Source organism: Xanthomonas hawaiiensis (assembly GCF_031834635.1).
In the GTDB taxonomy this organism is placed as follows: Bacteria; Pseudomonadota; Gammaproteobacteria; order Xanthomonadales; family Xanthomonadaceae; genus Xanthomonas_A; species Xanthomonas_A sacchari.
The window spans coordinates 4,665,891-4,688,609 of the sequence record NZ_CP115873.1 but is presented as its reverse complement, the minus strand read 5'-3'; the positions used below and the strand labels follow the sequence as shown (position 1 = coordinate 4,688,609).

Below are 22,719 nucleotides of genomic sequence, written 5' to 3'. Positions count from 1 at the left end.
ATGCAATTCGTCGTACCGCATGATCATCCCAGCCTGCCCGGCCACTTCCCGGGCCGCCCGGTGGTGCCCGGCGTCGTGGTGCTGGACCACGTGCTGCAGGCCGTGGAGGCGGCGCACGGCGCGCGCGCGCCGCTGCGCCTGCCGCAGGTGAAGTTCGTGCAGCCGCTGTTCCCCGGCCAGCCGGCGCGGGTGGAACTGGACGGCGCCGCACCGCGCTGGCGCTTCCGCGTGCTGCGCGGCGAGGACCTGCTGGTCAGCGGCGAACTCAACGCCGAGGCCGCGCCGTGAGCGCCGGCTGGAAGCACCGTCCGGAAGGCGGCGGCCGTTTCGCCCTGTGGCTGATCCGCAGCATCGCCCGCTACGGCGGCCGTGCCGTCGGCCGCCTGCTGCTGTATCCGATCACCCTGTACTTCCTGCTGGTGCGCGGCCCGGAGCGGCGCGACTCGCGGCACTACCTGAGCCGCGTGTTCGACCGCCCGGCCACCCTGCTGGAGGTGGCCCGGCACATCCACACCTTCGCCTCGACCATCCTCGACCGGGTGTTCATGCTGTGCGGGCAGATGCACCGCTTCCGGGTGCAGATCCGCGGCCTGGACCAGTTGCACGCGCAGATGGACCGCGGCCGCGGCGTGCTGATCTTCGGCTCGCACCTGGGCAGCTTCGACGCGCTGCGGGTGCTGGCCACCGAGCGCCCGGACGTGCAGGTCAAGGTGGTGCTGGACAAGGCCCACAACCCGGCGATGACCGACCTGCTCGGCGCGCTGAACCCGCAGCTGGCCGCCAACATCATCGACGCCGGCATGGACAGCACCTCGATCGTCATGGCGATCAAGCAGGCCACCGACGAGGGCGCGCTGGTCGCGCTGCTGGTGGACCGGCCACGCCCGGAGGACCCGGCGCTGCCGGCCGCCTTCATCGGCCAGGGCGCGCTGTTCCCGACCTCCCCGTGGCTGATCGCCGCCGCGCTCAAGGTGCCGGTGGTGCTGGCGTTCGGGCTGTACCGCGGCGGCAACCGCTACGAACTGGTGTTCGAGACCTTCAGCGAAGGCCTGGACCTGCCGCGCCGGCAGCGTGCGCCGGTGCTGGCCGCGCTCATCCGCGATTACGCCGCCAGGCTGGAGCATTACACCCGCTCCGCACCCTACAACTGGTTCAACTTCTACGACTTCTGGAACAACCGCCATGCCGATGCGCCGCACCTTGCCGTGGATGCTGATACTGCTGTGCAGCGCCGCACCGCTGAGCGCCGCATCGCCTGAGGCGCCGGACGCCGACTGGATCCTGCAGAAGCTGGCGCGGCCGGCGCCGGTCAGCACCGCTTTCGTCGAACTGCGCGGCTCGGCACTGCTGAAGGCGCCGCTGCGGGTGCAGGGCGAGTACCGCCGCCCGGACGCGCAGACCCTGGTGCGCGAGGTCACCGCGCCGTACCACGAGACCACCACCCTGCGTGGCGGCGACGCCACGCTGGAGCGCGACGGCAAGCCGCCGCGGCGCTTCTCGCTGGCGCGGGTGCCGGAACTGGCCGGCCTGCAGAGCGGCTTCGGCGCGTTGCTGTCCGGTGACCGCGCGCTGCTGCAGCAGCAGTTCGACATCAGCAGCAGCGGCACCCGCGAGCGCTGGCAGCTGCAATTGCAGCCCAAGGATGCGGCCATGGCCGCGCACGTGCGCAGCCTGCGGCTGTACGGCCGCGGCGCCGAACTGCGCTGCATCGAGACCACCCCGGCCAAGGGCGACGTCCAGCGCACCCTGCTGGCCGGCGCCGCGCAGGCCGCCGGCGCCATCGCCGACGGCGCCGCGCTGACCGCGCTGTGCCACGGCGACGCGGCGTGATCCCCGCACGAGCCGCCCGCCGGCAGCGTGCTGCCGGTCCGACGGCTGCGCGTGCGGCTGATTGCACGGCGCAGGCTGGCGTGGGGGCGCGGCGATGACGCGGGCCCTGAGTTCGAAGATGCGCATCTCGCTGGCGCTGCTGTGGCTGGCGCTACTCACCGTGGCCGGCATCTGGTTGGGCAATGCGCTGCAGGTGTCGGGTGATCTTCGTAAATTCATGCCGGAAGCCCGCACTCCTGCGCAGAAGCTCCTGCTCGACGAACTCGGCGAAGGTCCAGGCTCGCGGCTGCTGCTGATGTCGCTGTCCGGGGCCGACCCGGCCACGCTGGCGCGGCAGTCGCAGGCGCTGCATGCCGAACTGGCGGCGCAGCACGACGTGTTCGAACTGGTCGCCAACGGCGCCGACGCCGGCCTGGACGCGATCCCGCCGCGCCTGTTGCCGTACCGCTATCTGCTCAGCGACAGCTTCGACGCCAGGCCGCTGGATGCGCCGACCCTGCGCGATGCGCTGCAGGCGCGTCTGCAGGACCTGGGCTCGCCGGCGGCGGCGATGGTGGAGCCGCTGCTGCCGCGCGATCCGACCCTGGAGGTGCTGCACCTGGCCGAGAGCCTGCAGCCAGCCGGCGGCCCGCAGCAGCGCGACGGGGTGTGGTTCGACCGCGCCGGCAAGGATGCGCTGCTGGTGGCGCAGACCCGCGCGGCCGGCTTCGACCCCACCGGCCAGCAGCGCGCGGTGGACGCGATCCACGCCGCCTTCGCCAAGGTCAGCGCCGGCACCAGCAGCAAGCTGACCCTGACCGGCCCCGGCGCGTTCTCGGTGGAGATCGGCGGGCGCACCCAGAACGAGGCGCAGTGGATCGGCACCCTGGATACGGTGGGGCTGATCGTGCTGCTGCTGGTGGCCTACCGCAGCTGGAAGATCCCGGTGCTGGGCGTGCTGCCGCTGGCCAGCGCCGGCCTGGCCGGCCTGGGCGCGGTGGCGCTGCTGTTCGACGGCGTGCACGGCATCACCGTGGCGTTCGGCTTCACCCTGATCGGCGTGGTGCAGGACTACCCGATCCACCTGTTCAGCCACCAGCGCCCGGGCCTGGATCCGCGCGAGAACGCCCGTCACCTGTGGCCGACCCTGGCCACCGGCGTGGTCTCCACCTGCATTGCCTACGTCACCTTCCTGTTCTCCGGCGTGGACGGCCTGCGCCAGCTGGCGGTGTTCACCATCGCCGGCCTGCTGGTGGCGGCGCTGACCACGCGCCTGCTGCTGCCGGCGCTGATCGACCCCTCGCCGCGCGATCATGCCGATTCGCCGATGCTGGAGCGGTTGTGGCGCGGCATCGCGCGGCTGCCGCGGCCGCGCTGGTCGCTGCTGCCGCTGGTCCTGCTGGCAGCCGCGGTGATCGTGTTCGCGCCGGGGCCGTTCTGGCAGAACGACCTGTCCAAGCTGACCCCGGTGCCGGCCGACGGCCTGGCCCGCGACGCGCACCTGCGCCAGGAACTGGGTGCGCCCGACGTGCGCTACGTGCTGGCGCTGCCGGCGGCCTCGGCCGAGGCCGCGCTGGCCGCGTCCGAACGCCTGCGCCCGCGCCTGGATGCGCTGGTGGCGCAGGGCGAACTGGCCGGCTACGACATGGCCGCGCGCTACCTGCCCAGCGCCGCCACCCAGCGCCGGCGCCAGGCCGCCTTGCCCGCTCCGGCGCAGGCGCAGGCGATCACCGCCGCGGCGGTCGCCGCCACGCCATTCCGCGCCGACGCCTTCGCGCCGTTCCTGGCCGACCTGCAGGCCGCGCGCACGGCGCCGCTGCTGACCGCGCGCGACCTGCACGGCACGCCGCTGGCGACACCCGTCGGCGGCCTGCTGCTGGAGCGCCCGGATCGCACCACCGCACTGGTGTCGCTGACCGGCCTGCGCGATCCGGCGCAACTGGCGCGCGCGGTGCAGGGCAGCGGCGCGCAATTGCTGGACCTCAAGGACGCCTCCGAATCGCTGGTCGCGGCCTATCGCGGCCGCGTGCTCGCCGCGCTGGGCGTGGCCGCGGTGCTGCTGGCGCTGACCGTGGCGATCGCGCTGCGCACGCCGCGACGCATCGTGCGCGTGCTGCTGCCGATGGCGCTGACCACGCTGCTGATCCTGGCGATCCTGCGCGGCTGCGGGGTCGAGCTGAACCTGTTCCACCTGATCGCGCTGATCCTGGCCGCCGGCCTGGGCCTGGACTACGCGCTGTTCTTCGACCACGCCGGCGACGACCGCGCCGACCAGTTGCGCACCCTGCATGCGCTGATCGTGTGCAGCCTGATGACCCTGCTGGTGTTCGCGCTGCTGGCCGCCTCCAGCATCCCGGTGCTGCGCGCGATCGGCAGCACGGTGGCGCTGGGCGTGTTGTTCAATTTCGTGCTGGCGCTGCTGATTTCGCGCGAGACCGCCAGCGACGCCCAGGAGGAGAGCCATGCACACTGAGCCATTGCACGGACGCGACGCCATCGCCGCGCTGGTCCCGCACCAGGGCCTGATGTGCCTGTGGGAAGAGGTGGTGGCCTGGGACGCGCAACGCGTGATGCTGCGCAGCGTCGCGCATCGCCAGGCCGCGCATCCGCTGCGCAGCGGCGGCCGGCTGCGCGCGCTGCACCTGTGCGAATACGGCGCGCAGGCGATGGCGGTGCACGGCGGCCTGCTCGGCCGTGCCGCCGGCACGCCGGTGCGGCCGGGCATGCTGGTGGCGCTGCGCGGGGTGCAGTTGCACGTCGGCGAACTGCAGGACCTGCCCGGTCCGCTCGAAGGCGAGGCCGAGGTGCTGCTGCAGGCCGAGGACAGCCAGCAGTACGCCTTCCGCATCCGTCATGCCGGGCAGTTGCTGGCCGAGGGCCGCGCGACGGTGATGTTGGGCGCGGCGTAGCGCCCGGCGCCTTCGTAGGAGCGGCTTCAGCCGCGACGCTTGACCGATGGTGCTGTCGCGGCTGACGCCGCCCCTGCAGGAGTGAGCAGGCTGGCGTCGTGCCCGTGAATCGCTAGGATGGCGGCCCCGCCCCCATCCGCTCAAGGAACGACGATGTCCCAGCCTGCTTCCCCGCGCCGCGCCCTGGTCACCGGCGGCAGTGGCGATCTCGGTGGCGCGATCTGCCACGCCCTGGCCGCGCAGGGCCTGCACGTGATCGTGCACGCCAATGCCAATGTCGCGCGTGCCGCGGCGGTGGTGGAGGCGATCGTCGCTGCCGGCGGCAGCGCCGAGGCGGTCGCGTTCGATGTGGCCGATGCCGAGGCCAGCGCGCAGGCGCTGGCGGCGTTGCTGGAGGCCGGCCCGATCCAGGTGCTGGTCAACAACGCCGGCATCCACGACGACGCGCCGATGGCGGGCATGAGCGCGGCGCAGTGGCGCACCGTCATCGACGTGTCGCTGCACGGCTTCTTCCACGTCACCCAGCCGCTGCTGCTGCCGATGGCGCGCACGCGCTGGGGCCGCATCGTCAGCGTGTCCTCGGTGGCGGCGGTGCTGGGCAACCGCGGGCAGACCAACTACGCCGCGGCCAAGGCCGCGCTGCACGGCGCCAGCATGTCGCTGGCGCGGGAAATGGCCAGCCGCGGGATCAGCGTCAACGTGGTCGCACCGGGCGTGATCCAGAGCGCGATGGCCGAGAGCGCGTTCCCGCCGGAGACGATCAAGCAGATGGTCCCCGCCGGGCGCACCGGCAAGCCGGAGGAAGTGGCCGCGCTGGTCGCCTTCCTGTGCTCGGACGCGGCCGCCTACATCAACGGCCAGGTCATCGGCATCAACGGCGGCATGGGCTGACCGCGCCAAAGACGATGCGGTCGTCGCGCCGCCACGCCGGCGGCGCAACGGCGATCCGCGCTCAGCGGCAGACGAAACTGGACGCTGACTCCACGTCGCCGCCGACGTAGCGCGCCACCTGCGGATACGGGCACAGCGGGCGGCTGCGCTGGCTGCTCCAGCTTGCCGGTACCTCGGTATTGGGCGCAGCGCTGCCGCTGCCGCGCGCGTTGGCGACGATGGCGTCCGGCGCCTGGCCCTGCTCGACCCAGGCCACCAGCGGGGTCAGCGCATCGAACTGGTCGGTGGCCGGTCCGCCGGCGCAATGGGCCATGGCCGGCACCGCGAACAGGCGCGCGTAGCTGGCGGCCTCGGCGTCGGCCGCGCGCAGGCGGTCGTACCAGGCCGCGGTGTCGGCGAAGGAGAAGATGCCGTCGCCGGTGCCGTGGTAGATCAGCAGCTTGCCGCCGCGCGCCTTCAGCGTGGTCAGCTGGGTCTCGTTCGGCGGGGTCATGTACGACCATGCGGATTCGCGAAAGGCGCCGCCCGTGGCGAAGATCTTCGGCGCGTCGCGGTCCATGTCGAACTGCAGCGCGTACCGCTTCAGGTCCTGCAGCACCGCAGGCTCCTCCGGCGGGGTGACGAAGCCGAAGGCCACCGATCCGGGCACCAGGGTCAGCGAGGCGTCCTGCCGCCAGCCGGCCCAGTCGCCGCTGGCGATGCCCGGGTCGTAGGGGAAGGGCGCGTACAGCGGCGTGCCGGCGCTGTTGCGCACGCCGGCGTGGATGGCGCCGAGCGCGCGCTTCTGCGCTGGGGTCAGGCATTGGCCGGTGCGCCCGGCGCTGCCGCAGGTGGCGACGTCGCGGTTCAGGTCGAAGCGGCGCTGGCAGGCGACCACGTCCTGCACCATGCCGTCGCGCACCCCGTCCAGCGCATCGCAGGTGGCGACGATGCGCTCGGCCACCAGGCTGCGTTCGGCGGCGCTTAGGCCGCTGCGCGTGTCGCTGCCGCCGGCCAGCGCCGCCAGCTGCTGGGCCGCTGCCAGGTCGGCGATCGCCGCCTTGGGCAAATGGAACCCGGGGTCGCCGACCAGGATGCCATCGTAGTCCTGCGCGTCGCGCGCGGCGGCGACCATGCCGTGGCGGCCGCCGTTGGAGCAGCCGCCGAAGTAGCTGTAGTCCGGCGCCTTGCCGTAGGCGATCTGCACCACGCGCTTGGCCATCGGGGTCAGTGCCTGCACCGCCTGGTAGCCGTAGTCCAGCCGCGCCTGCGGGTCGCGGCCGAACAGCGGGTTCTGCGCGTTGCTGTGCCCGGCATCGGAACTGATGACCGCAAAGCCCATGCGCAGCGGGTTGTCGCGCTGGCCGCCGCCGCCGATGTCGCCGAGCGCGGGCACCACGTTGCCGTCCAGGCCGCCGTTGGCCTGGTAGAAGAAGCGCCCGTTCCACGCTGCCGGCAGGCGCATCTCGAAGCCGATCGCATAGGACTGGCCGTCGCTGCCGACGCGTTCGTGCATCAGGCCGGTGATCTGGCAGTGCGCACCGATCGGCTGGCCGGCCACCTGCAGGGCGCCGGCGGCCACGCTGCGCACCGCGGTGAAGCGGGTGCCGGGATAGGCGAGCCGGTTCGCCAGCGCGTCGCACGATTGTTGCAGCGGTGCCGGGGTGGCCGGTGCGCGCGCGGTCGTCTGCGCATGTGCGGTGGAGGAGGCAGCAAGAGCGGCCAGGGGCAGGGCCAGGGCGAGCAGCGTGGAGCGCATGCGGTTCTCTCCTGAAGGGCGCGGGGGGCCTGTGTCGCGCCGGTGGCGCGGGGGCGTCAACCGCCGTGCGTGCGAAAACGCGAATGCGTGGGCGATATTCGCCCGGTGTGACGCGTGCCGCGCAATGGGGGCGCCCGCTGGCGTGCCGCGGCGGCGGTTGAAGCGCGCGTTGTTGCAGGGCGGCACGGCCCTGCGCGCGAATCAGGCGGCGTCCGCGTACCAGGCCGGCGACAGCACCGGCAGCGGCGTTTGCGCGTCGCGGCAGGCGTCCAGCAGGCCGTGGTCGGCCAGCATCGGATGCTGCTGGCGGGCGCGCGCCAGGATCTCCCCGGCCAGTTCCGCCATGCGCGCGACGTTGCCGTGCAGGCGGGCGACGAACGCGGCATCGTCCAGGCGGTCGCTCAGCGCGCGGTTGAGTTCGTGGAACCACCCGATCAGGTACTGGTCCAGCAGCCGCCCGTCGGCCACCGCCGCGGCCTGCGCGCGGTTGGCCGCGCCCCAGTCGCGCAGCAGCGCCTGCATGCCCAGGTTGAGCGCGCTGGCCTGCTGCAGTGCCGGGCGCAGCCGACCCAGCACCGCCAGGTCGGCGATGCGGTCGGTGCAGTACAGCGGCGCCAGCAGCGACCAGTAGTAGGTGTAGTCCCAGATCACCTTGACCGGCATCACCTGGGCGTCGCCGAACAGCGGGTACTGGTCCTGGTACAGGGTCAGGGTGTTCTCGTAGAACGAGAAGTACAGCTGCTGGTACAGCTCGGCATACGGTGCGATGTCGCGCCCGGCGCGCTCGCGCCCGATCAGTTCGCAGATGTAGGTGTTGCTGATGGCGATGAAGTCGCTGCCCGGCGAATAGAACGGGTCCAGGAACACGCCGGCCTCGCCGGTCAGCGCCCAGCGCTGCGCCGAGAACACCTGCTTGCAGCCATAGGAGAAGTCGCGCAGGAACAGGAAGTCCTGCACCGTGTGCTCGCTGCGCTCCAGCGTGCTGGCCACCTGCGGCTGGTGCGTGCGCAGCCAGTCCATCGCCTTGGCGTGGGTGTTCATGGTCTCCAGCGGATGCAGGGCGGCATCGCAGACGATGCCCAGCGAATGCGCGCCGGAGGACAGCGGGATCAGCCAGAACCAGTAGCCGGGGCCGCACATGTGGTTGGTCGAGCGCCAGCGGTCCGGCGGCGTGCAACGCTGCAGCCAGGCGCTGTCCTGCGACCAGCCGTTGGGATCGACCAGTCCGTCCACCCGCCACCACACCGCGTTGGCCTGGTGCGCGTTGTCCTGGGCCAGCCCGAGCTTGCGCTTGAGCAGGCCGGCGCGGCCGCTGGCATCGATCACCCAGCGTGCCTGCAGGTGGGCGTCGGCGCCGTCGCGGGTATAGCGCACGCAATGGTCGCCGTCGTCCTCGGCCAGGTCGACGCCGCGCACCGTGCTGCCGTCGAGGAATTCCACGCCCATCTCGCGCGCGCGCTGCCCGAGAAAGTTCTCGAAGCGGCCGCGGTCGATCTGCCACGACGGGGTCGGCAGTAACTGGCTCACGCCCAGCTCGGTGCACTGGTCGATGTCGGCGCGCCGGTCGGAGAAGAAGAAGCGGAAGCCGAACTTGCGGATCTGTTCGGCATCCAGGTGCTCGCGCAGGCCCAGCACCTCGGCGAAGTAGTGCGCGCCGATCTCCACCGAGGACTCGCCGACCTTGAACGCGGCCTCGCGCACCGGGTGCGCGCGCCGCTCCAGCACGCGGATGCGCAGTTGCGGGTCGCGCTGGCGCAACTGCAGCGCCAGGGTCAGTCCGGCCAGTCCGCCGCCCAGAATCGCCACATCCGCCTGCGCTGCCTTCATGTCGTCTTTTCCTTGGCGACGGCGATAGGTGCCGTGTCGAGGGTGCCGTCGGCGTCGTCGATCAGCACCGGGTTGGCGCGGGTGCGCCGGTACTCGCGCACCACGTGCCCGTAGGTCCACACCTGCACGATGACGTGCGAGGTGATCTTCCACAGATCGCGCACCAGCCGGAAGTGGCTCTTGCGGAAGGTGCCGGGGGTCTGGCTGGCGTAGCGGGTCTCGATCGGCACCGCCACCACCCGCGCGCCGGCCTGGCGCGCCGCCGAGATCAGCAGTTGCGCCTCGAACACGAAACCTTCGCCGGGCACGTCGGGCAGGGTGTAGACCGACTGCGGGTACAGGCGCTGGCCGCTCTGGCTGTCGACCAGGCGAAAGCCGCAGCCCCAGGCGATGCCCCAGTCGCCGAAATCGTTGCCGATGCGGCGGATCGGCGGCTGGCTGGCGCGCTTGCGCAGGCGCGCGCCGACGATCACGCAGCCGGGATGGCGGTTGGCCGCGGCCAGCAGCCGCGGGAAATCGGCGGCACTGTGCTGGCCGTCGCCGTCCATGGTCATCACCGCGCGCGCGCCCTGGCGCTGCGCCTCGGCGAAGCCGCTGCGCAGCGCCGCGCCCTTGCCGCGGCGCTGCGGGTGGCGCAGCAGGGTCACCGGCAGGTCGGCGATGCAGTCGCTGGTGCCGTCGTCGGAGCCGTCGTCGACCACGATCACCCGCGGGCAGTGCGCCAGCGCGTCGCCGACCACCTCGCGGATGCGCAGCCGTTCGTTGAGGGCCGGGATCAGGATCGCGGCGTCGGCGGCGGTCAGCGGCGTGCGGCTCATGCGTGCAGGCCTAGCTGCAGGCAACGGCCGCCGCCTGCATCGAGCACGCAGCCGCTGCCGCCCAGCGCCAGCGCGTCGAACAGCGGCAGCATCGGCGCCATCGCGTTGCCTGCGGCGTGGCGCGCCAGCGGGCCGTCGCCGGCCGCGGCGGTGCCGTCGCGCAACTGCACCTGCAACTGCGGCTTGCCGTCGCGTGCGCCGGCGCTCAGCACCAGCGCACCGCCGAGCAGGCCTTCGCTGCGCGCGATGCGGCCTAGCGCGCCCACCGAGCGGCTGTCGTAGCCGACCAGCAGCACCGCGTCTTCGCCCGCGGCCAGTTGCGACAGCGCTTCCAGCAGGCCCTGTGCGAAGCTGCCAAAGTGCGCGCTGATCGCGGTCGCCGCGGCGGTGGCGCCGGCGCCGATGGTCCAGTAGCCGGCGGCGGCGTTGTGCACCGAATTGTGGAACTTGGTCGGCGACACCGACAGCGGGTCGCTGGCCAGGGTGGTGCACATGTAGTCGGTGATCGCCAGGTCGCCGTGGGTGGAGGTGAACACCGACGGCAGCGTGGCCGGATCGCGGCCTGCGTCCTGGCAGGCGGCCAGCGCCGCATCCAGCGACACCGCCACCGTGTCCGGCGCGCGCCGGCGCTCGTTGGGCGCCAGCAGCTGCGGCGACGGCCGTCCAGGCGTCTCCAGCGGCGCGCCTTCGCCGCGCGCGAACGCCTGCGCCAGCGTCCACGACGGCAGCCCCGGCGCCCAGAACCCGATGCCTTCGATCGTCGCGTGCAGCATCGGCGTGCTCATGCGCGGCCGAACAGCAGCGAGCAGTTGTTGCCGCCGAAGCCGAAGGAGTTGTTCATCGCGTAGCGGACCTGTGCATGGGCGGTGGCGAAGCGGATCTGCGGGCCGCAGGCGGGATCGGGCAGTTCGCTGTTGAGGGTGCCGGGCAACAGGCCGTCGCGCAGCGCCAGCAGGGCGAACACCGACTCGACGATGCCGGCGGCGCCGAGCGTATGCCCGGTCCAGGCCTTGGTCGAACTGGCGTGCAGGGTGGGCGGGAACAGCGCCGCCACCGCGGCGGCCTCGACGCTGTCGTTGGCCGGGGTCGCGGTGCCGTGCAGGTTGAGATACCCGACCTCGGCCGCGTCCACGCCGGCGCGCTGCAGCGCACCGCGCATCGCCAGGCCGGCGCCCAGGCCCTGCGGATGCGGCGCGGACATGTGGTGGGCGTCGCTGGATTCGCCGTAGCCGCACAGCAGCGCCTGCGCCGGCGGCGCGTCGACGGCATCGGCGCGTTCCAGCAGCGCGTAGCCGCCGGCCTCGCCCAGCGACAGCCCGACCCGGCGCACGTCGAACGGCCGGCACGGTTCCGGCGACACCACCTGCAGCGAGTTGAAGCCGAACAGCACGCTGCCGCACAGCGTGTCCACGCCGCCGACCAGCGCCGCGTCGACCACGCCTGCGGCGATCAGCCGCGCCGCCTGGGCGAACACCTTGGCGCTGGACGAGCACGCGGTGGCGACGGTGATGCACGGGCCGCGCAGGCCGGTGGCGGCGCGCACGAAATCGCCGAGCGAATGCGGGGTGTGCACGATCGGCCGATCCAGGTCGGCGGGAATGCGCGGGCCGTCCGCGTCGTGTTCGAGCCGGGTGTAGGCCTCCTCGCTGGCGCCGATGCTGGAGGTGGAGGTGCCCATCACCACCGCCACCCGTTCGGGGCCATGCCGCTGCGCCGCGGCGGCCACGGCGGCGGCCATGCCGTCCTGCTGCAGCGCCAGCCAGGCCAGACGGTTGTTGCGGCATTCCCAGGCGGCCAGGGCGTCCGGCAGCGCCGCGGTTTCCAGCGCGTCCACCCGGCCGATCCAGCATTCCAGCGGTTGCGGGCCGAAATCGTTGCGGCGCAGGCCGCTGCGGCCCTCGCGCAGCGCTGCGGCCTGGGCCTGCAGCCCGCTGCCGAGCGCGTTGGTCGCGGTGTAGGCGCGGATGGCCACCGGGGCCATCCGGGGCGACGAGGACGCTTCGGTCACGCGGTCTTCCATACAAGGACAATCACCGCAGTATATCGACGCATTCGGTGATGCCGTGAACCGCCAACGAGGCGAACGTGAATGGTGTGCCTGCCCTGGATCCGTTCAGCGCAGGGCCGGCGTGCGCTTTCGCCGCTGGCGCATTTCCTCCACAATCGCTTGCCTTTCCACGCCAGGCGCACGCCACGGGCATGCAAGCCTACGTCTACAAAAGCCAACGCAAGCCGGACACCTATCTGTATCTCGCCGCCCGCGACGACTTCGGCCGTCTGCCGCCGGCGCTGCTGGCGTCGCTGCAGCCGCTGGCGTTCGTGCTCGAAGTGGCACTGACCGCTGAACGCAGGCTGGCCCGCGCCGATCCGGCCGCGGTGCGCGCCAACCTCGCCGGCTGCGGCTTCCATCTGCAATTGCCGCCGTCCCTGCCCGGCACCACCGATCGACACGATGACTGACTCCTTTCTCCGCGCGCGTGCGCCGATGCTCGCCGCCGCGCTCGGCGCGGTGCTGGCGCTGGCCGCCGGATTCGGCCCGCTGGCCGCCGCGCTGGGCGCCTGGCTGGCGCAGCCGGCGTTCGCCCTGGCGCTGTCCTGGCAGCGCGGCAGCCGGCCGCGCCCGCACGCCGCGCGCGAGCTGGTCGGTGCCGTCGCGCCGCTGCTGGTGCTGTGGGCCGGCGGCATGGCGCTGGTCGCGGTGCTGGTGGCCTGGCCGCTGGCGGCGCTGCACGACAGCGGCAGCCTGGCCGCGGCGCTGGCGCTGAGCGTGGCCGCCAGCGCGGCGCTGCTCGGGCTGTGGCGGACCTGGCCACTGTGGCACGGCAGCGATGCCGAGGGCGGCGCGCTGGGCGCGCGCTGGCACGCGCTGGCGCAGCAGGACGTGCAGGCCTGGCGGGGGCTGGCGGTGGCTGCGCTGGTGCTGGTGCTGGCCGGGCTCGGCGTGGTGCTGGCCTGGCCGGGCCTGCTTGCCGACGCCGCGCGCTGGCCGCTGGCGCTGGCCTACGCGTTGCTGTCGCCGTTGCTGCACGCCGGCCTGCAACGGGTGGCCCCGCCGCAGACGCTGACCCCGCCGGTGTCCTCGGCCGACCTGTTCGCCGAACTCAGCGCCAATGCCGCGCCGCGCGCGGACGAGCCGCCGCCGGCGCAGGACGAACTGCATGCGGCGCTGTACGACGCCGCCCGCGGCGGCCGTGTCGATCGCGCGCTGCAGTTGCTGCAGGCCGGCGCCGATCCGCACGCGCTGCCCGCCGCCGAGTGGCGCGACCAGCGCAGCCTGCCGGTGCTGGCCGCGGTATTGCCGGACCTGCGCCTGCTGCGCGAACTGATCGTGCGAGGGGTCGACGTCAATCGCCCGCACCTGGGCATGACCCCGCTGCTGGCCGCCACCCGCGACAGCTGGCATGGCCGCCCGGAGGCAGTGATGACCCTGCTCGCCAACGGCGCCGACCCGCGCGCCAGCGACGGCGACGGCAACACCCCGCTGCATCACGCCGCGCGCAGCTCCGATCCGGGCGTGGCCGCGCTGCTGCGCGACGCCGCCGCCGAACTGGACGCAGCCAACCGCGACGGCCTGACCCCGCTGGCGGTGGCCTGCCAGGTCGGCAACTGGCGCATGGCCAAGTTCCTGCTCGAGCGCGGCGCCAAGCCGGAGCCGGCCGAGGCCAGCCCGGTGCTGCTGGCCGCGGCCGGCACCGAGGAAGACGATCCGGCCGGCGTGCAGTTGCTGCTCAAGCACAAGGCGCGGGTCGACGCGCGCGATCGCCAGCGCCGCAGCGCGCTGCACGAGGCGGCGCAGGCCGGTCACGTGGAGATCGTGCAGGCCCTGCTCGGCGCCGGCGCCAACCTGGAAGCGCGCGACGCGCTGGGCCGCACGCCGTGGCTGGAAGCCGCCCGCCACGGCCGCGTGGCGGTGCTGGAACGGCTGCTGCCGCACAAGCCGGACCTGGCCGCGGTCGACGGCGACGGCCGCAACGCGATCCTGCTGGCCTGCACCGCCGACCACGTCGCCCCCGGCCTGATCCGGCGCCTGCTGGAGCTGGGCGTGGCACCGGCGCAGCCGGACCAGAGCGGCCGCCGCGCCGTCGACCTGGCCGCCGAAGCCGGGCGCTGGGCGATCGTGTCCGCGCTGGACCCGGACTACCCGCTGCCGGCCGCGGTCAGCGACGGCCAGGGCGAGAGCGGCCCGGCCGGCCTGCCCGACCGGCCGCCGCTGGAACTGCTGCGCGAGGGCCTGCAACTGGGCCAGCCGCGCGAGGGCCTGGCCGCGCTGGCGCGGCTGTGTGCGCCCGAGGAACTGGGCGCGCTGCTGCACGATGCGCCGCTGGCGCTGAACGCGCAGGCGGTGGACTGGCTGCTGGCGCACGGCGCCGCGCCGGAGGTACTGGATGCCTGCGGCGACACGCCGATGTTCGCGCTGCTCTCGCGCGGCGTGGAGGCGGTGCCCAGCCTGCAGGCGATGCTGCGCCACGGCGTGTCGCCGGCCGGCCGCGGCGGCCTGACCCGGCTGCTTGCCGCCTGTGCCCAGCACGATCATGCCTCGCGCGCGCTGGAACAGTTCGCCCTGGAACTGCTCGAACGCGGCGCCGATCCGTTCGCGCCCTCGCCGGCCGGCGATCCGCCGCTGTCGCTGGCGGTGCGGCTGGGCTGGCTGCGCCTGCAACTGCAGTTGCTCGAGCGCGGCGCCGACCGCGAGGCGCGCGACAGCCACGGCATGACCGCGCTGCACCTGGCCGCCGCGCTGGGCCGCGAGGCCTCGCTGAAACTGCTGATCCTGCAGGGCGCCTCGCCGGACGCGCGCGCCGCCGACGGCCAGACCCCGCTCGGCGTGGCCCTGGCCAGCGGCCGCCGCGACCTGGCCGACTGGCTGGACTGGCGCACCTGGCCGCTGCCGCGGCGCCCGCTGCGCGAGGCCGACGTACCGGCCGCGGCGATGGTCGGCGATGCCGAGGCGATCCGCCGCCTGATCGACCTGGGCCTGCCGGTGGATGCGGTGGACGCGCAGGGCTGCACCGCGTTGCTGCGCGCCGCCGGCGGCGGTCATGCCGAGGCGGTGAAACTGTTGCTGTCGCGCGGCGCCGATCTGCAGCACGCCGCGGCCAGCGGCGCCACGCCGCTGTCGGCGGCGGTGAGCATGCGCCAGACCGAGATCGTCGCGGCGTTGCTGCAGGCCGGCGCGCAGATCGAGCACCGCCTGCCGGGCGGGGTCACCGTGCTGATGCTGGCCTGCGCGCTGGGCCTGCCGGACATCGCCGCGCGGCTGCTGGCCGCCGGTGCCGACGTGCATGCCGGCGACGCCCAGCAACTGGCGCCGCTGCACTGCGCCGCGCTGTACGGCTTCACCGCGCGCGACAAGACGCGCCTGCTGGCGCTGCTGGACACCTTGCTGCTGGCCGGCGCCGAGGCCGACCGCGGCTCCGCCGGTGGCGTCACGCCGCTGTTGCTGCTGCTGGGCGCGCGCGCCGAACCGGGCACGGCCTGCGAGGAACCGGTGGTGCTGGCCGGTGTCGAGCGCCTGCTCGACGAGGACGTCAGCCTGGAGGTGCAGGATCCGCGCGGCTTCGGCCCGCTGCATCTGGCCGCACTGCACGGCCTGCCGCTGCTGGTGCAGCGCCTGCTGCGCGCCGGCGCCGATCCGGAACTGCGCGATACCTTGAACCGTACGCCGCGCGAGATCGCGGTGATGCGCGGTTTCGTCGATGTCGCCGGGCAGTTCCAGCCGGCGCTGCCGGGCGTGTCCTCGATGGCCCGGTTCCTGCGCGAAAGCCGTTAACGCGCTTCCTTCTCCCACCGGGAGAAGGTGGCCCGGAGGGCCGGATGAGGGTAGGCGCAGCCTCGCGTCGCCCATTGCACGCGCCTCGTGCCGCACCCTCACCCCAATCCCGCTCCCGGTGGGAGAGGGGCTTGCTGCATCGCGCGGCATCGCGGTGCGCCACCATAAAAAAAGCCCGCCGGAAGGCGGGCCAATTGCGTCATGGCGGGCACGTCGCTGCTTTCGGATGCGCGGCGGGAGGGTGTCCTCCCGCGCACGCCGCGCGGCGGCGAACGGCGCCGCCGCGCGATCGGGCCTTACTGCCGGCCGACCACGGTCAGGCCGCTGTAGCTGCCGCTCAGGCGCACGTAGTAGGTCGTGGCGCTGGACGGGGTGACGCGGACCGTCTGGGTGGTGGTACCGGGGCGGGTGGAGCGGGCGTCGGCGCTGCTGCTGGTCGGCACCTTGCCGGCTGACACGTACATCGCCACGTTGCCGGTGCCGCCGAAGGTCATGAAGCTGACCGTGCTCCCGGCCGCGGCCTGGAAGCTGTACAGCGCGTCGCCGCCCTGGCTGCTGAGGCCGCGCATCTCGACCTTGTTGGTCATCGTCTTGGTCGGCGGCACGCAGCTGCTGTCCGACGGATCGCACGGCGGGTTGGTGACCATCTGCAGCAGCATGTCCACGTCCAGGATGCCGGCGCCGATCGGCGTGTTGCTGGCGATCGCCACCGGGAACGGCCGCGCACTGGCGCGCAGCAGCTCGCGCATGCCGGTCCAGGTGAACGGGGTCTTGGCGATGCTCTGCACCAGCGCCACCGCCGCGGCCACGTGCGGGGAGGCCATCGAGGTGCCGGCCATGCCGCCGATCTGCCAGTCGCTGGTCGGGCTCTGCGTGCCGCCGTTGATCACCTGGAAGATGTAGCCGCCGGGGTTGCCGTCGACGTCGCCGCCGCCGCCCGGCGCGGCGAGGTCCACGCGGGTGCCGTAGTTGGAGTAGCTGGCGCGGCCGCCGTTGATGCGCGAGGCGCCGACGCTGATGACGCCCTTGCACGAGGACATGGTGTAGGTGCCGGCATCGGCGTTGGAGTTGCCGGCGGCGACCACGATGATGGTGCCCTTGGCGTTGATCTTGTCGATCGCGTCCTGGTAGAGCTGCGGGCAGCTGTCCGGGCCGCTGCTGCCCAGGCTCATGTTGATCACCTCGGCCGGGTTCGGGTTGGTCGGCAGGCCGTCCACCGGCAGGCCGGCGGCCCACAGCATGCCGTCGGCGATGTCGCTGCCGAAGCCGCCGCAGGAGCCGAGCACGCGCACCGGCAGGATCTTGGCGTCGTAGGCCAGGCCGGCGGTGGCCAGGTTGTTGTTGGTGACCTGGGCGATGGTGCCGGAGACGTGGCTGCCGTGCCAGGAGCTGTTTTCCGGCGCATTGCCGCTGGCGCCCAGCGGGACGCAGTAGTCGGCCTCCACCCAGTCGCCCAGGTCGTCGCCGCCGGGCGCGCGGCCATCGGTGGCGCGGCGCGAGACGCGGTGGTCGGTGATCATGTCGTAGCCCGGCAGCACGTTGGCGGCCAGGTCGGGGTTATTCTTGACCACGCCGGTGTCGACCACCGCCACCACCACGCCCTTGCCGGTGGAGCGGGTCCAGCCCTGCTCGGCGTTGACCCCGCCGACCGCGTTGTTGAAGTTCCACTGCAGCTTGGCGTAGGCCGGATCGTTGGGCGTGGTGGAGGCGGCGGCCGCGGCGACGGCCGGCCCGCGCACGCTGGCCTCGTCCAGGCGCTGGTACAGGCGGTCGACCTGCACCGATTCCACCGACGGGTCGGCCTTGAGTTCGGCGATGAAGGCGGCGCGCTCGCTGTCGCTGAGGTGGCGCGAGGTCTGCACCACGTGCCAGCCCGGTACCGCCATGTCGCGCAGCACCTTGGCGCTGACCGCGCTGCGCAGGGTCAGGCCATTGCTGCTGATCTGGGCGCGCTGCATGCCGCTGCGCGCCACCGCGCTGCTCAGGGTGGTGGCGAGCATGCTGCGCGCCTGGGTGCCGCCATCGCGGGTCTTGACGATGAAGCGCTGGCCCAGGTCGTTGGCGCTGGCCGATTGCGGCACCGGGCCCTGAACGCCGCCCAGGGGGATGGTGGGAGTGGCCGCCTGCGCGCCACCGGCGAACAGGACGGCGGCGAGGGCAGCGGCGAGGGTGTTGGAAGACATCATCTGCGGATCCTGGAAGAGAGAGGAGAGAAGGAGAAAACCGCGGCGCACGCGGCGCCGCGGTACGTCACAGATCGATACCCACGCCGATGCCGGCCGAGGACTCGCCGCTGCTGAAGGCGCCGCCCAGGCTGAACGAGGCGCGCTCGCCGATCTTGCGGGCGTAGCCGACCGACAGCGCCTGCTGCCCGCCCTGGAAGCCGGCGCCGACCGACACGCGCCCGCGCGGGCTCTGCGTGCCGGCGGCGTTGACCGCCATGTTGAGCATCGCCGCGCTCATCGCGCCGAGCTTGTCCATGCGCCGGTCCATGCCGTCCAGGCGGTGCTCGGTGTCGGTGCGCAACTGGTTGAAGCTGTCGTCCAGCGCGGTGATGCGGGTGTTGGTGTAGGCGTTGGCGCTGCTCAGGGTGGCGTTGTTGCCGGCGCGCATCTGCGCCACGTTGACCGCGTCGGTGTCGGCGCTGCCGGCGGCGACGTTGGCGACCTGGCGCTCGTTGCCGGCGCTGCCCACCGACACCGTGTTGGCGCGATCGGCGACCGAGCCCTGGCCCAGTGCCACGGAGTTGGCGGCACTGGCCGAGGCGCCCTGGCCGAGCGCGGTGGCCGAGGCGGCCGAGGCACTTGCGCTCTCGCCGACCGCCACCGCATTGGTCGCCACCGCGGCGACGCGGGCGTTGGCGCCGACCGCGGTGCTGCCGTCGGCATTGACCTGGGCATTGCCGCCGATGGCGGTGTCGTTGGGGCCGTAGGCCAGGGCCTGCGCGCCCATCGCCAGGCCGTTGTTGCCGTTGGCGGTGGCCCCGGAGCCCACGGCCACGGCGTTGGTGCCGGCACCGGTGCTGGGGGCGCTGGCCGCCCCGCCGCCGTCGCCGATGCTGATGCCGCCGGACCCGCCGATGGTGTTGAGGCGGTTGCCGAAGCCGGTCAGGGCGGTGTCGAGCGCGCCCATCGCCGAACCCAGGTCGGTGTAGTGATTGCCCTGCACCAGGTAGTTGCCGCCGATCAGGTTGCCGTTGGCGTCGACCACGCTGCCGGCGCCGAACGCGGCGGCGACGTTGCGCAGCTGCGCCAGGTTGACCGCATCGGTGTCCATGGTGCCGGCAGCCAGGTTGGTGAGCTGGCGCTCGGCGCCCGCCGTGCCGATGGACACGGTGTTGTCGCGTTCGGTGATCGACCCGGCACCCAGCGCCACGCTGTTGTTGGTGATGGTCAGCTTGCCGTCGACGAACTGCGAGTTGCCGACCCGCGCGTCCGGACCGATCGCGATCGAGCGGTCGCCGAATACGTCGGCCTTGGTGCCCATGGCGATGCTGTCGTAGAACATCACTGGCGTATCGAGGAAGAAGTTGCCGTTCCACACCGTCGCCGCGCCGAGGGCCAGGCTGCGGGTGCCACCGGCCCAGGAACCGTTGCCGAGCGCGGTGGCGCCGACGCCGCCGGCGAACGCCCCCGGGCCGACCGCGGTGCCGTAGTCGCTCTGCGCGAACGCGCTGGGGCCGAGGGCCACGCTGTTGGTGCCCCAGGCGCGGGCGGCGTTGCCGAAGGCGGTCGCCCACTCGGCGGTGGCCTGGCTCTGCGCGCCCACCGCCACGGCGGCGTACTGGTTGGCCAGCGCGGTGGAGCCCACGGCGAGGGTGCGGTTCGCGCTGGCTTCGGCCAGTGCGCCGACCGCGGTCGCGTTGTAGGCGGTGGCCATCGCGCCGCCGCCCAGCGCGGTCGACAGCGGACCGGTGGCCTGGGTGGCCTGCAACTGCATGCCTTCACTGCTCAAGCTGTCTTCGCCTATGTCGACGATGCCGCCGACGGCGACGCTGGAACGGTCGCTGGCGATCGCGCCGGCACCGGCGGCCACGTTGAACTTGCCGCTGGCCTGGGCGCCGGCGCCCAGCGCGGTGGCGGCCATGCCGGTGGCGGAGGTCTGCTGCAGGATCTTCACGCCGCCGGACAGGTACGAGTAGTCCACGTCGAGCATGCCGCCGACGGCGGTGGTGGAGATCTCGGTGGCCAGGCTGTTGTGGCCCACCGCCAGCGCGTGGTCTGCATAGCCGACCGCACCGCCGCCCAGCGCCATGGCGCCGGTGCCGACCGCCGAGGCGGCCTCGCCGGCGGCCAGCGCTTCATCGCCTTCGGCGTCGGCGCCGGCATTGCTGTCGGCGCTGCCGGTGGCCTTGAAGTAGACGCTGGGGTCGTAGGTGGTCGCGGCCGGGGTCGCGTTGGCGTCGGTGGCTGTGGCGTCGGTGCCGGTGGTGGCGGCGGCGGGCTGGGTGGTGGCAGCCGTCACGGTCGCCGCGGCGGCGGGCGTCTGCGCCATCGCCGTCGAGGTCAGGCACAGCGCGCAGGCCAGGGCCAGGGTGCTGTAGGCGCGGGGAATCGGATGACGGGTGGCGGTGCCAAGGGGGGAAGTGCAATCGTTCATGGCGATCTCGGGCTGGGAAACGGCAGGGCAGAAGGCGACGTCGGCGGCGCGTGTGCGCCTCCGTATCGGTCAGGAGTGGTCTGGATGTCGCGCCGTCGTCCCCGGGCGCGTTCCGTCATGCGAACTTAGGCCCGCCGTCACCGGCTTGTCACCTGCAAGTTCTCGCATGATCATCATCAAATTCTCACTGAACGAGAATGGAGTACGGCGGCATGGCGAAGGCGTTCTGGAACTGGCTGGGCCGCGCGCCGCTGCTGGACGAGGTGGATCGGCGCAATGCGCGGGTGATCCAGCTGCTGCTGTTGTTCCTGGCGGTGACCATTCCCGCCACGATCGCGGTGGCGCTGGTCCTGGCCTGGCCGCAGCTGCGTGGGCAGGCGGTGCCGGCGGGCATGGTGGTGTCGCTGGGCATGAGTCTGTTGATCGGCGTGTGCGCGGCGATCGGCTTCGTGCGCGTGCGCCACGGCGCCTTGCGTGGCGGGGTGCGGCTGGCGCTCGGGGCCATGCTCGGCTCGCTGCTGGTCAACGCCGCGATCCACGGTTTCCAGAACCAGTTGCCGGACCAGTTGGCGCAGATGCTGGTGTTGATCCTGGCCGGTCTGGTGCTCGGGCGCCGCGCGCTGTGGGTGACGTTCGTGGCCTTGCTGCTGATGCTCGGCGTCGGCGTCTGGCACGATGTCCTGGTGGAATTCGCCGCCGAGCCGGCGCGCGCGTTCTACAACGTGCCGCCGGTGCTGTTCAGTTACCTGCTGGTGGCACTGCTGCTGGACCGCACCACCGAGGCGCTGCGCGAAAGCCTGCGCGAGTCCAACGCGCGCGGCCAGCGCCTGCAGCAGGAAATGCAGGAGCGGGAGCGCGCGCAGACCCAATTGATCCACGCGCAGAAGCGCGAGATCACCGAGCGCATGGCCAGCGGCCTGGCCCACGATTTCAACAACATCCTGGCGGTGATGTCCGGCTTCGCCGCCGCACGCCACGACGACGATCTGGACGGCGACGCGCAACGCATCGCGCACCTGGAGGACAGCCTGGCCGCGGTGGAGGCATCGGCCGAGCGCGGCATGACCATCGTGCGCCGGCTGCTGCGCTTCAGCCGCCGCGATGCCGAGCATGTCGAACGCTTCGACGCCGCGGCCGCGGTGGAGGCCTTGCAGCCGATGCTGCGGCAGTTGCTGGAAGCGCGGATCGTGCTGCGCTGTTCGCTGCCGGCGGCGCCGGCACCGATCCGCTTCGAGCGCAGCCAGTTCGACCTGATGCTGCTGAACCTGGCCTCCAACAGCCGCGACGCGATCGCCGACCGCGGCCATTTCGATATCGCCGTCTCCAGCGAGGACGACGGCACCGTCATCGAGGTCGCCGACGACGGCCACGGCATGCCGGCGGAGGTGGCCGCGCAGGTGTTCGAGCCGTTCTACAGCACCAAGCCCGCCGACAGCGGCACCGGCCTGGGCCTGGCGGTGGTGCGCGATCTGGTGGTGCGCGCCGGCGGCCGGATCCAGGTGCACAGCACGGTGGGCGTGGGCACGCGCTTCCGTATCGTGCTGCCGCATGCCGATGCGGTGCCGGCCTCCGGGCCGGCGTAGGCCTGGCCTGCCGCGACTGCCCGCGCTGCGCGGCGTGCGATGGCGAGTGGCGGGTCAGCCGGCGGGATCGAGGATGTAGCCCTTGCCGTGCACCGCGGCCAGCGGCAGCGGTTCGCCGCAGCGGCGCTGCACCTTGCTGCGCAGGCGGTGCACCATCGAATCCAGGCGGTGCGCGTCGAAGTCGTAGACGCGGTCGGTGAGGGCGGCGATCAGCGCCTCGCGCGCCACCAGCAGGCCCGGTTGCTCGAGCAGGCGCAGGCACAGGCGGCGCTCGCTGCCGGTCAATGCGGCGGCGGCGCCGGACGGCGACAGCAGGCACCAGCCGTCTTCGCTCATCTGCCAGCGCCCGCGCGCCGGCGCTGCCGGCGGGCGTCCGCTCACGCGCCGCGCCAGGCTGTGCAGGGTCGCGGCCAGCAGGTCGATTTCCACCGGTTTGGACAGGTAGGCATCGGCGCCGCCGGTCAGGCCGCGGATGCGGTCCTCCGTCTGGCCCAGACTGGTCAGCATGACGATGCCGAGGTCCGGGTACTGCTGCCGCAGCGCGCCGGCCAGGGTGAAGCCATCGGTATCGGGCAGGCCGACATCCAGCACCACGATCTCGGCACCCTCGCGCTGCACCCGCTGCTGCAGTTCGGCGCCGGTGCCGCAGCCGTCGGCGGCGAAGCCGAAGCGGCGCAGGCCCGGTACCAGGATGCGATCGCGCAGTATCGGATCGTCCTCCAGGACCAGAGTGCGCAGGGCGGCGGCAGCGGGATCGGAAGTCATGCGCAGCCGC

Annotated in this window: 17 protein-coding genes; 9 read left to right on the top strand and 8 right to left on the bottom strand. The window is 73.0% G+C overall.

Annotation, left to right across the window (positions count from 1 at the left end; genetic code table 11):
- The 6 genes from PG878_RS20040 (at position 1) to fabG (ending at position 5,609) form a co-directional block, all read left to right on the top strand.
- Complete coding sequence (locus PG878_RS20040; RefSeq protein ID WP_017914445.1) at positions 1-288, top strand: ApeI family dehydratase; 288 nt, start codon at positions 1-3, stop codon at positions 286-288.
- A complete protein-coding gene (locus PG878_RS20035; RefSeq protein ID WP_209030123.1) occupies positions 285-1,259 on the top strand; it encodes a lysophospholipid acyltransferase family protein in 975 nt (324 codons plus the stop codon). Before PG878_RS20040 ends, PG878_RS20035 begins: the two co-directional genes overlap by 4 nt.
- Positions 1,183-1,830, top strand: coding sequence for a LolA-related protein (locus tag PG878_RS20030; protein ID WP_304944645.1), 648 nt, complete (start codon positions 1,183-1,185; stop codon positions 1,828-1,830). Before PG878_RS20035 ends, PG878_RS20030 begins: the two co-directional genes overlap by 77 nt.
- Before the next feature lie 94 nt (positions 1,831-1,924).
- On the top strand, positions 1,925-4,282 hold the full coding sequence (locus tag PG878_RS20025) for an MMPL family transporter (RefSeq protein ID WP_209030124.1): 2,358 nt from the start codon (positions 1,925-1,927) through the stop codon (positions 4,280-4,282).
- 4 nt (positions 4,283-4,286) lie between these two features.
- Positions 4,287-4,718 carry a hotdog family protein gene (locus PG878_RS20020; protein WP_209030292.1) on the top strand — a complete coding sequence of 144 codons (432 nt, stop codon included), beginning with the start codon at positions 4,287-4,289 and terminating at the stop codon, positions 4,716-4,718.
- A gap of 153 nt (positions 4,719-4,871) precedes the next feature.
- Entirely contained in the window at positions 4,872-5,609 is a 738-nt protein-coding gene (gene fabG, locus PG878_RS20015; RefSeq protein ID WP_209030125.1) for a 3-oxoacyl-ACP reductase FabG, read from the top strand.
- Between the two features lie 61 nt (positions 5,610-5,670).
- Here the strand turns inward: fabG and PG878_RS20010 are convergent, their stop codons facing one another.
- The 5 genes from PG878_RS20010 to PG878_RS19990 all read right to left on the bottom strand — a co-directional run bounded on the left by PG878_RS20010 (position 5,671) and on the right by PG878_RS19990 (position 11,973).
- Complete coding sequence (locus tag PG878_RS20010) at positions 5,671-7,347, bottom strand: tannase/feruloyl esterase family alpha/beta hydrolase (RefSeq protein ID WP_209030126.1); 1,677 nt, start codon at positions 7,345-7,347, stop codon at positions 5,671-5,673.
- 201 nt (positions 7,348-7,548) lie between these two features.
- Positions 7,549-9,174 carry an NAD(P)/FAD-dependent oxidoreductase gene (locus tag PG878_RS20005; protein WP_209030127.1) on the bottom strand — a complete coding sequence of 542 codons (1,626 nt, stop codon included), beginning with the start codon at positions 9,172-9,174 and terminating at the stop codon, positions 7,549-7,551.
- Positions 9,171-9,992 carry a glycosyltransferase family 2 protein gene (locus PG878_RS20000; RefSeq protein ID WP_209030128.1) on the bottom strand — a complete coding sequence of 274 codons (822 nt, stop codon included), beginning with the start codon at positions 9,990-9,992 and terminating at the stop codon, positions 9,171-9,173. The genes PG878_RS20005 and PG878_RS20000 overlap by 4 nt, the downstream gene beginning before the upstream one ends.
- Positions 9,989-10,765 carry a beta-ketoacyl synthase chain length factor gene (locus PG878_RS19995; protein WP_209030293.1) on the bottom strand — a complete coding sequence of 259 codons (777 nt, stop codon included), beginning with the start codon at positions 10,763-10,765 and terminating at the stop codon, positions 9,989-9,991. Before PG878_RS19995 ends, PG878_RS20000 begins: the two co-directional genes overlap by 4 nt.
- 8 nt (positions 10,766-10,773) lie before the next feature.
- On the bottom strand, positions 10,774-11,973 hold the full coding sequence (locus tag PG878_RS19990) for a beta-ketoacyl-[acyl-carrier-protein] synthase family protein (protein ID WP_209030294.1): 1,200 nt from the start codon (positions 11,971-11,973) through the stop codon (positions 10,774-10,776).
- Between the two features lie 218 nt (positions 11,974-12,191).
- Here PG878_RS19990 and PG878_RS19985 point away from each other — a divergent pair, with 218 nt between their 5' ends.
- On the top strand, positions 12,192-12,452 hold the full coding sequence (locus tag PG878_RS19985; protein ID WP_209030295.1) for a YcgL domain-containing protein: 261 nt from the start codon (positions 12,192-12,194) through the stop codon (positions 12,450-12,452).
- A complete protein-coding gene (locus tag PG878_RS19980; RefSeq protein WP_209030129.1) occupies positions 12,445-15,762 on the top strand; it encodes an ankyrin repeat domain-containing protein in 3,318 nt (1,105 codons plus the stop codon). The genes PG878_RS19985 and PG878_RS19980 overlap by 8 nt, the downstream gene beginning before the upstream one ends.
- A 296-nt stretch (positions 15,763-16,058) precedes the next feature.
- Here the strand turns inward: PG878_RS19980 and PG878_RS19975 are convergent, their stop codons facing one another.
- Both PG878_RS19975 and PG878_RS19970 read right to left on the bottom strand, forming a co-directional pair.
- Positions 16,059-17,948 carry a S8 family peptidase gene (locus PG878_RS19975; RefSeq protein WP_209030130.1) on the bottom strand — a complete coding sequence of 630 codons (1,890 nt, stop codon included), beginning with the start codon at positions 17,946-17,948 and terminating at the stop codon, positions 16,059-16,061.
- A 64-nt stretch (positions 17,949-18,012) separates the two neighbouring features.
- Positions 18,013-20,361 carry a YadA-like family protein gene (locus PG878_RS19970; protein ID WP_209030131.1) on the bottom strand — a complete coding sequence of 783 codons (2,349 nt, stop codon included), beginning with the start codon at positions 20,359-20,361 and terminating at the stop codon, positions 18,013-18,015.
- Between the two features lie 212 nt (positions 20,362-20,573).
- On the opposite strand from PG878_RS19970, the gene PG878_RS19965 reads away from it, so the two are divergent.
- On the top strand, positions 20,574-21,944 hold the full coding sequence (locus PG878_RS19965; RefSeq protein WP_209030132.1) for a sensor histidine kinase: 1,371 nt from the start codon (positions 20,574-20,576) through the stop codon (positions 21,942-21,944).
- Between the two features lie 54 nt (positions 21,945-21,998).
- On the opposite strand, the gene PG878_RS19960 is transcribed toward PG878_RS19965, so the two are convergent.
- Entirely contained in the window at positions 21,999-22,709 is a 711-nt protein-coding gene (locus PG878_RS19960; protein WP_010341557.1) for a response regulator transcription factor, read from the bottom strand.
- Positions 22,710-22,719 lie beyond the last annotated feature (10 nt).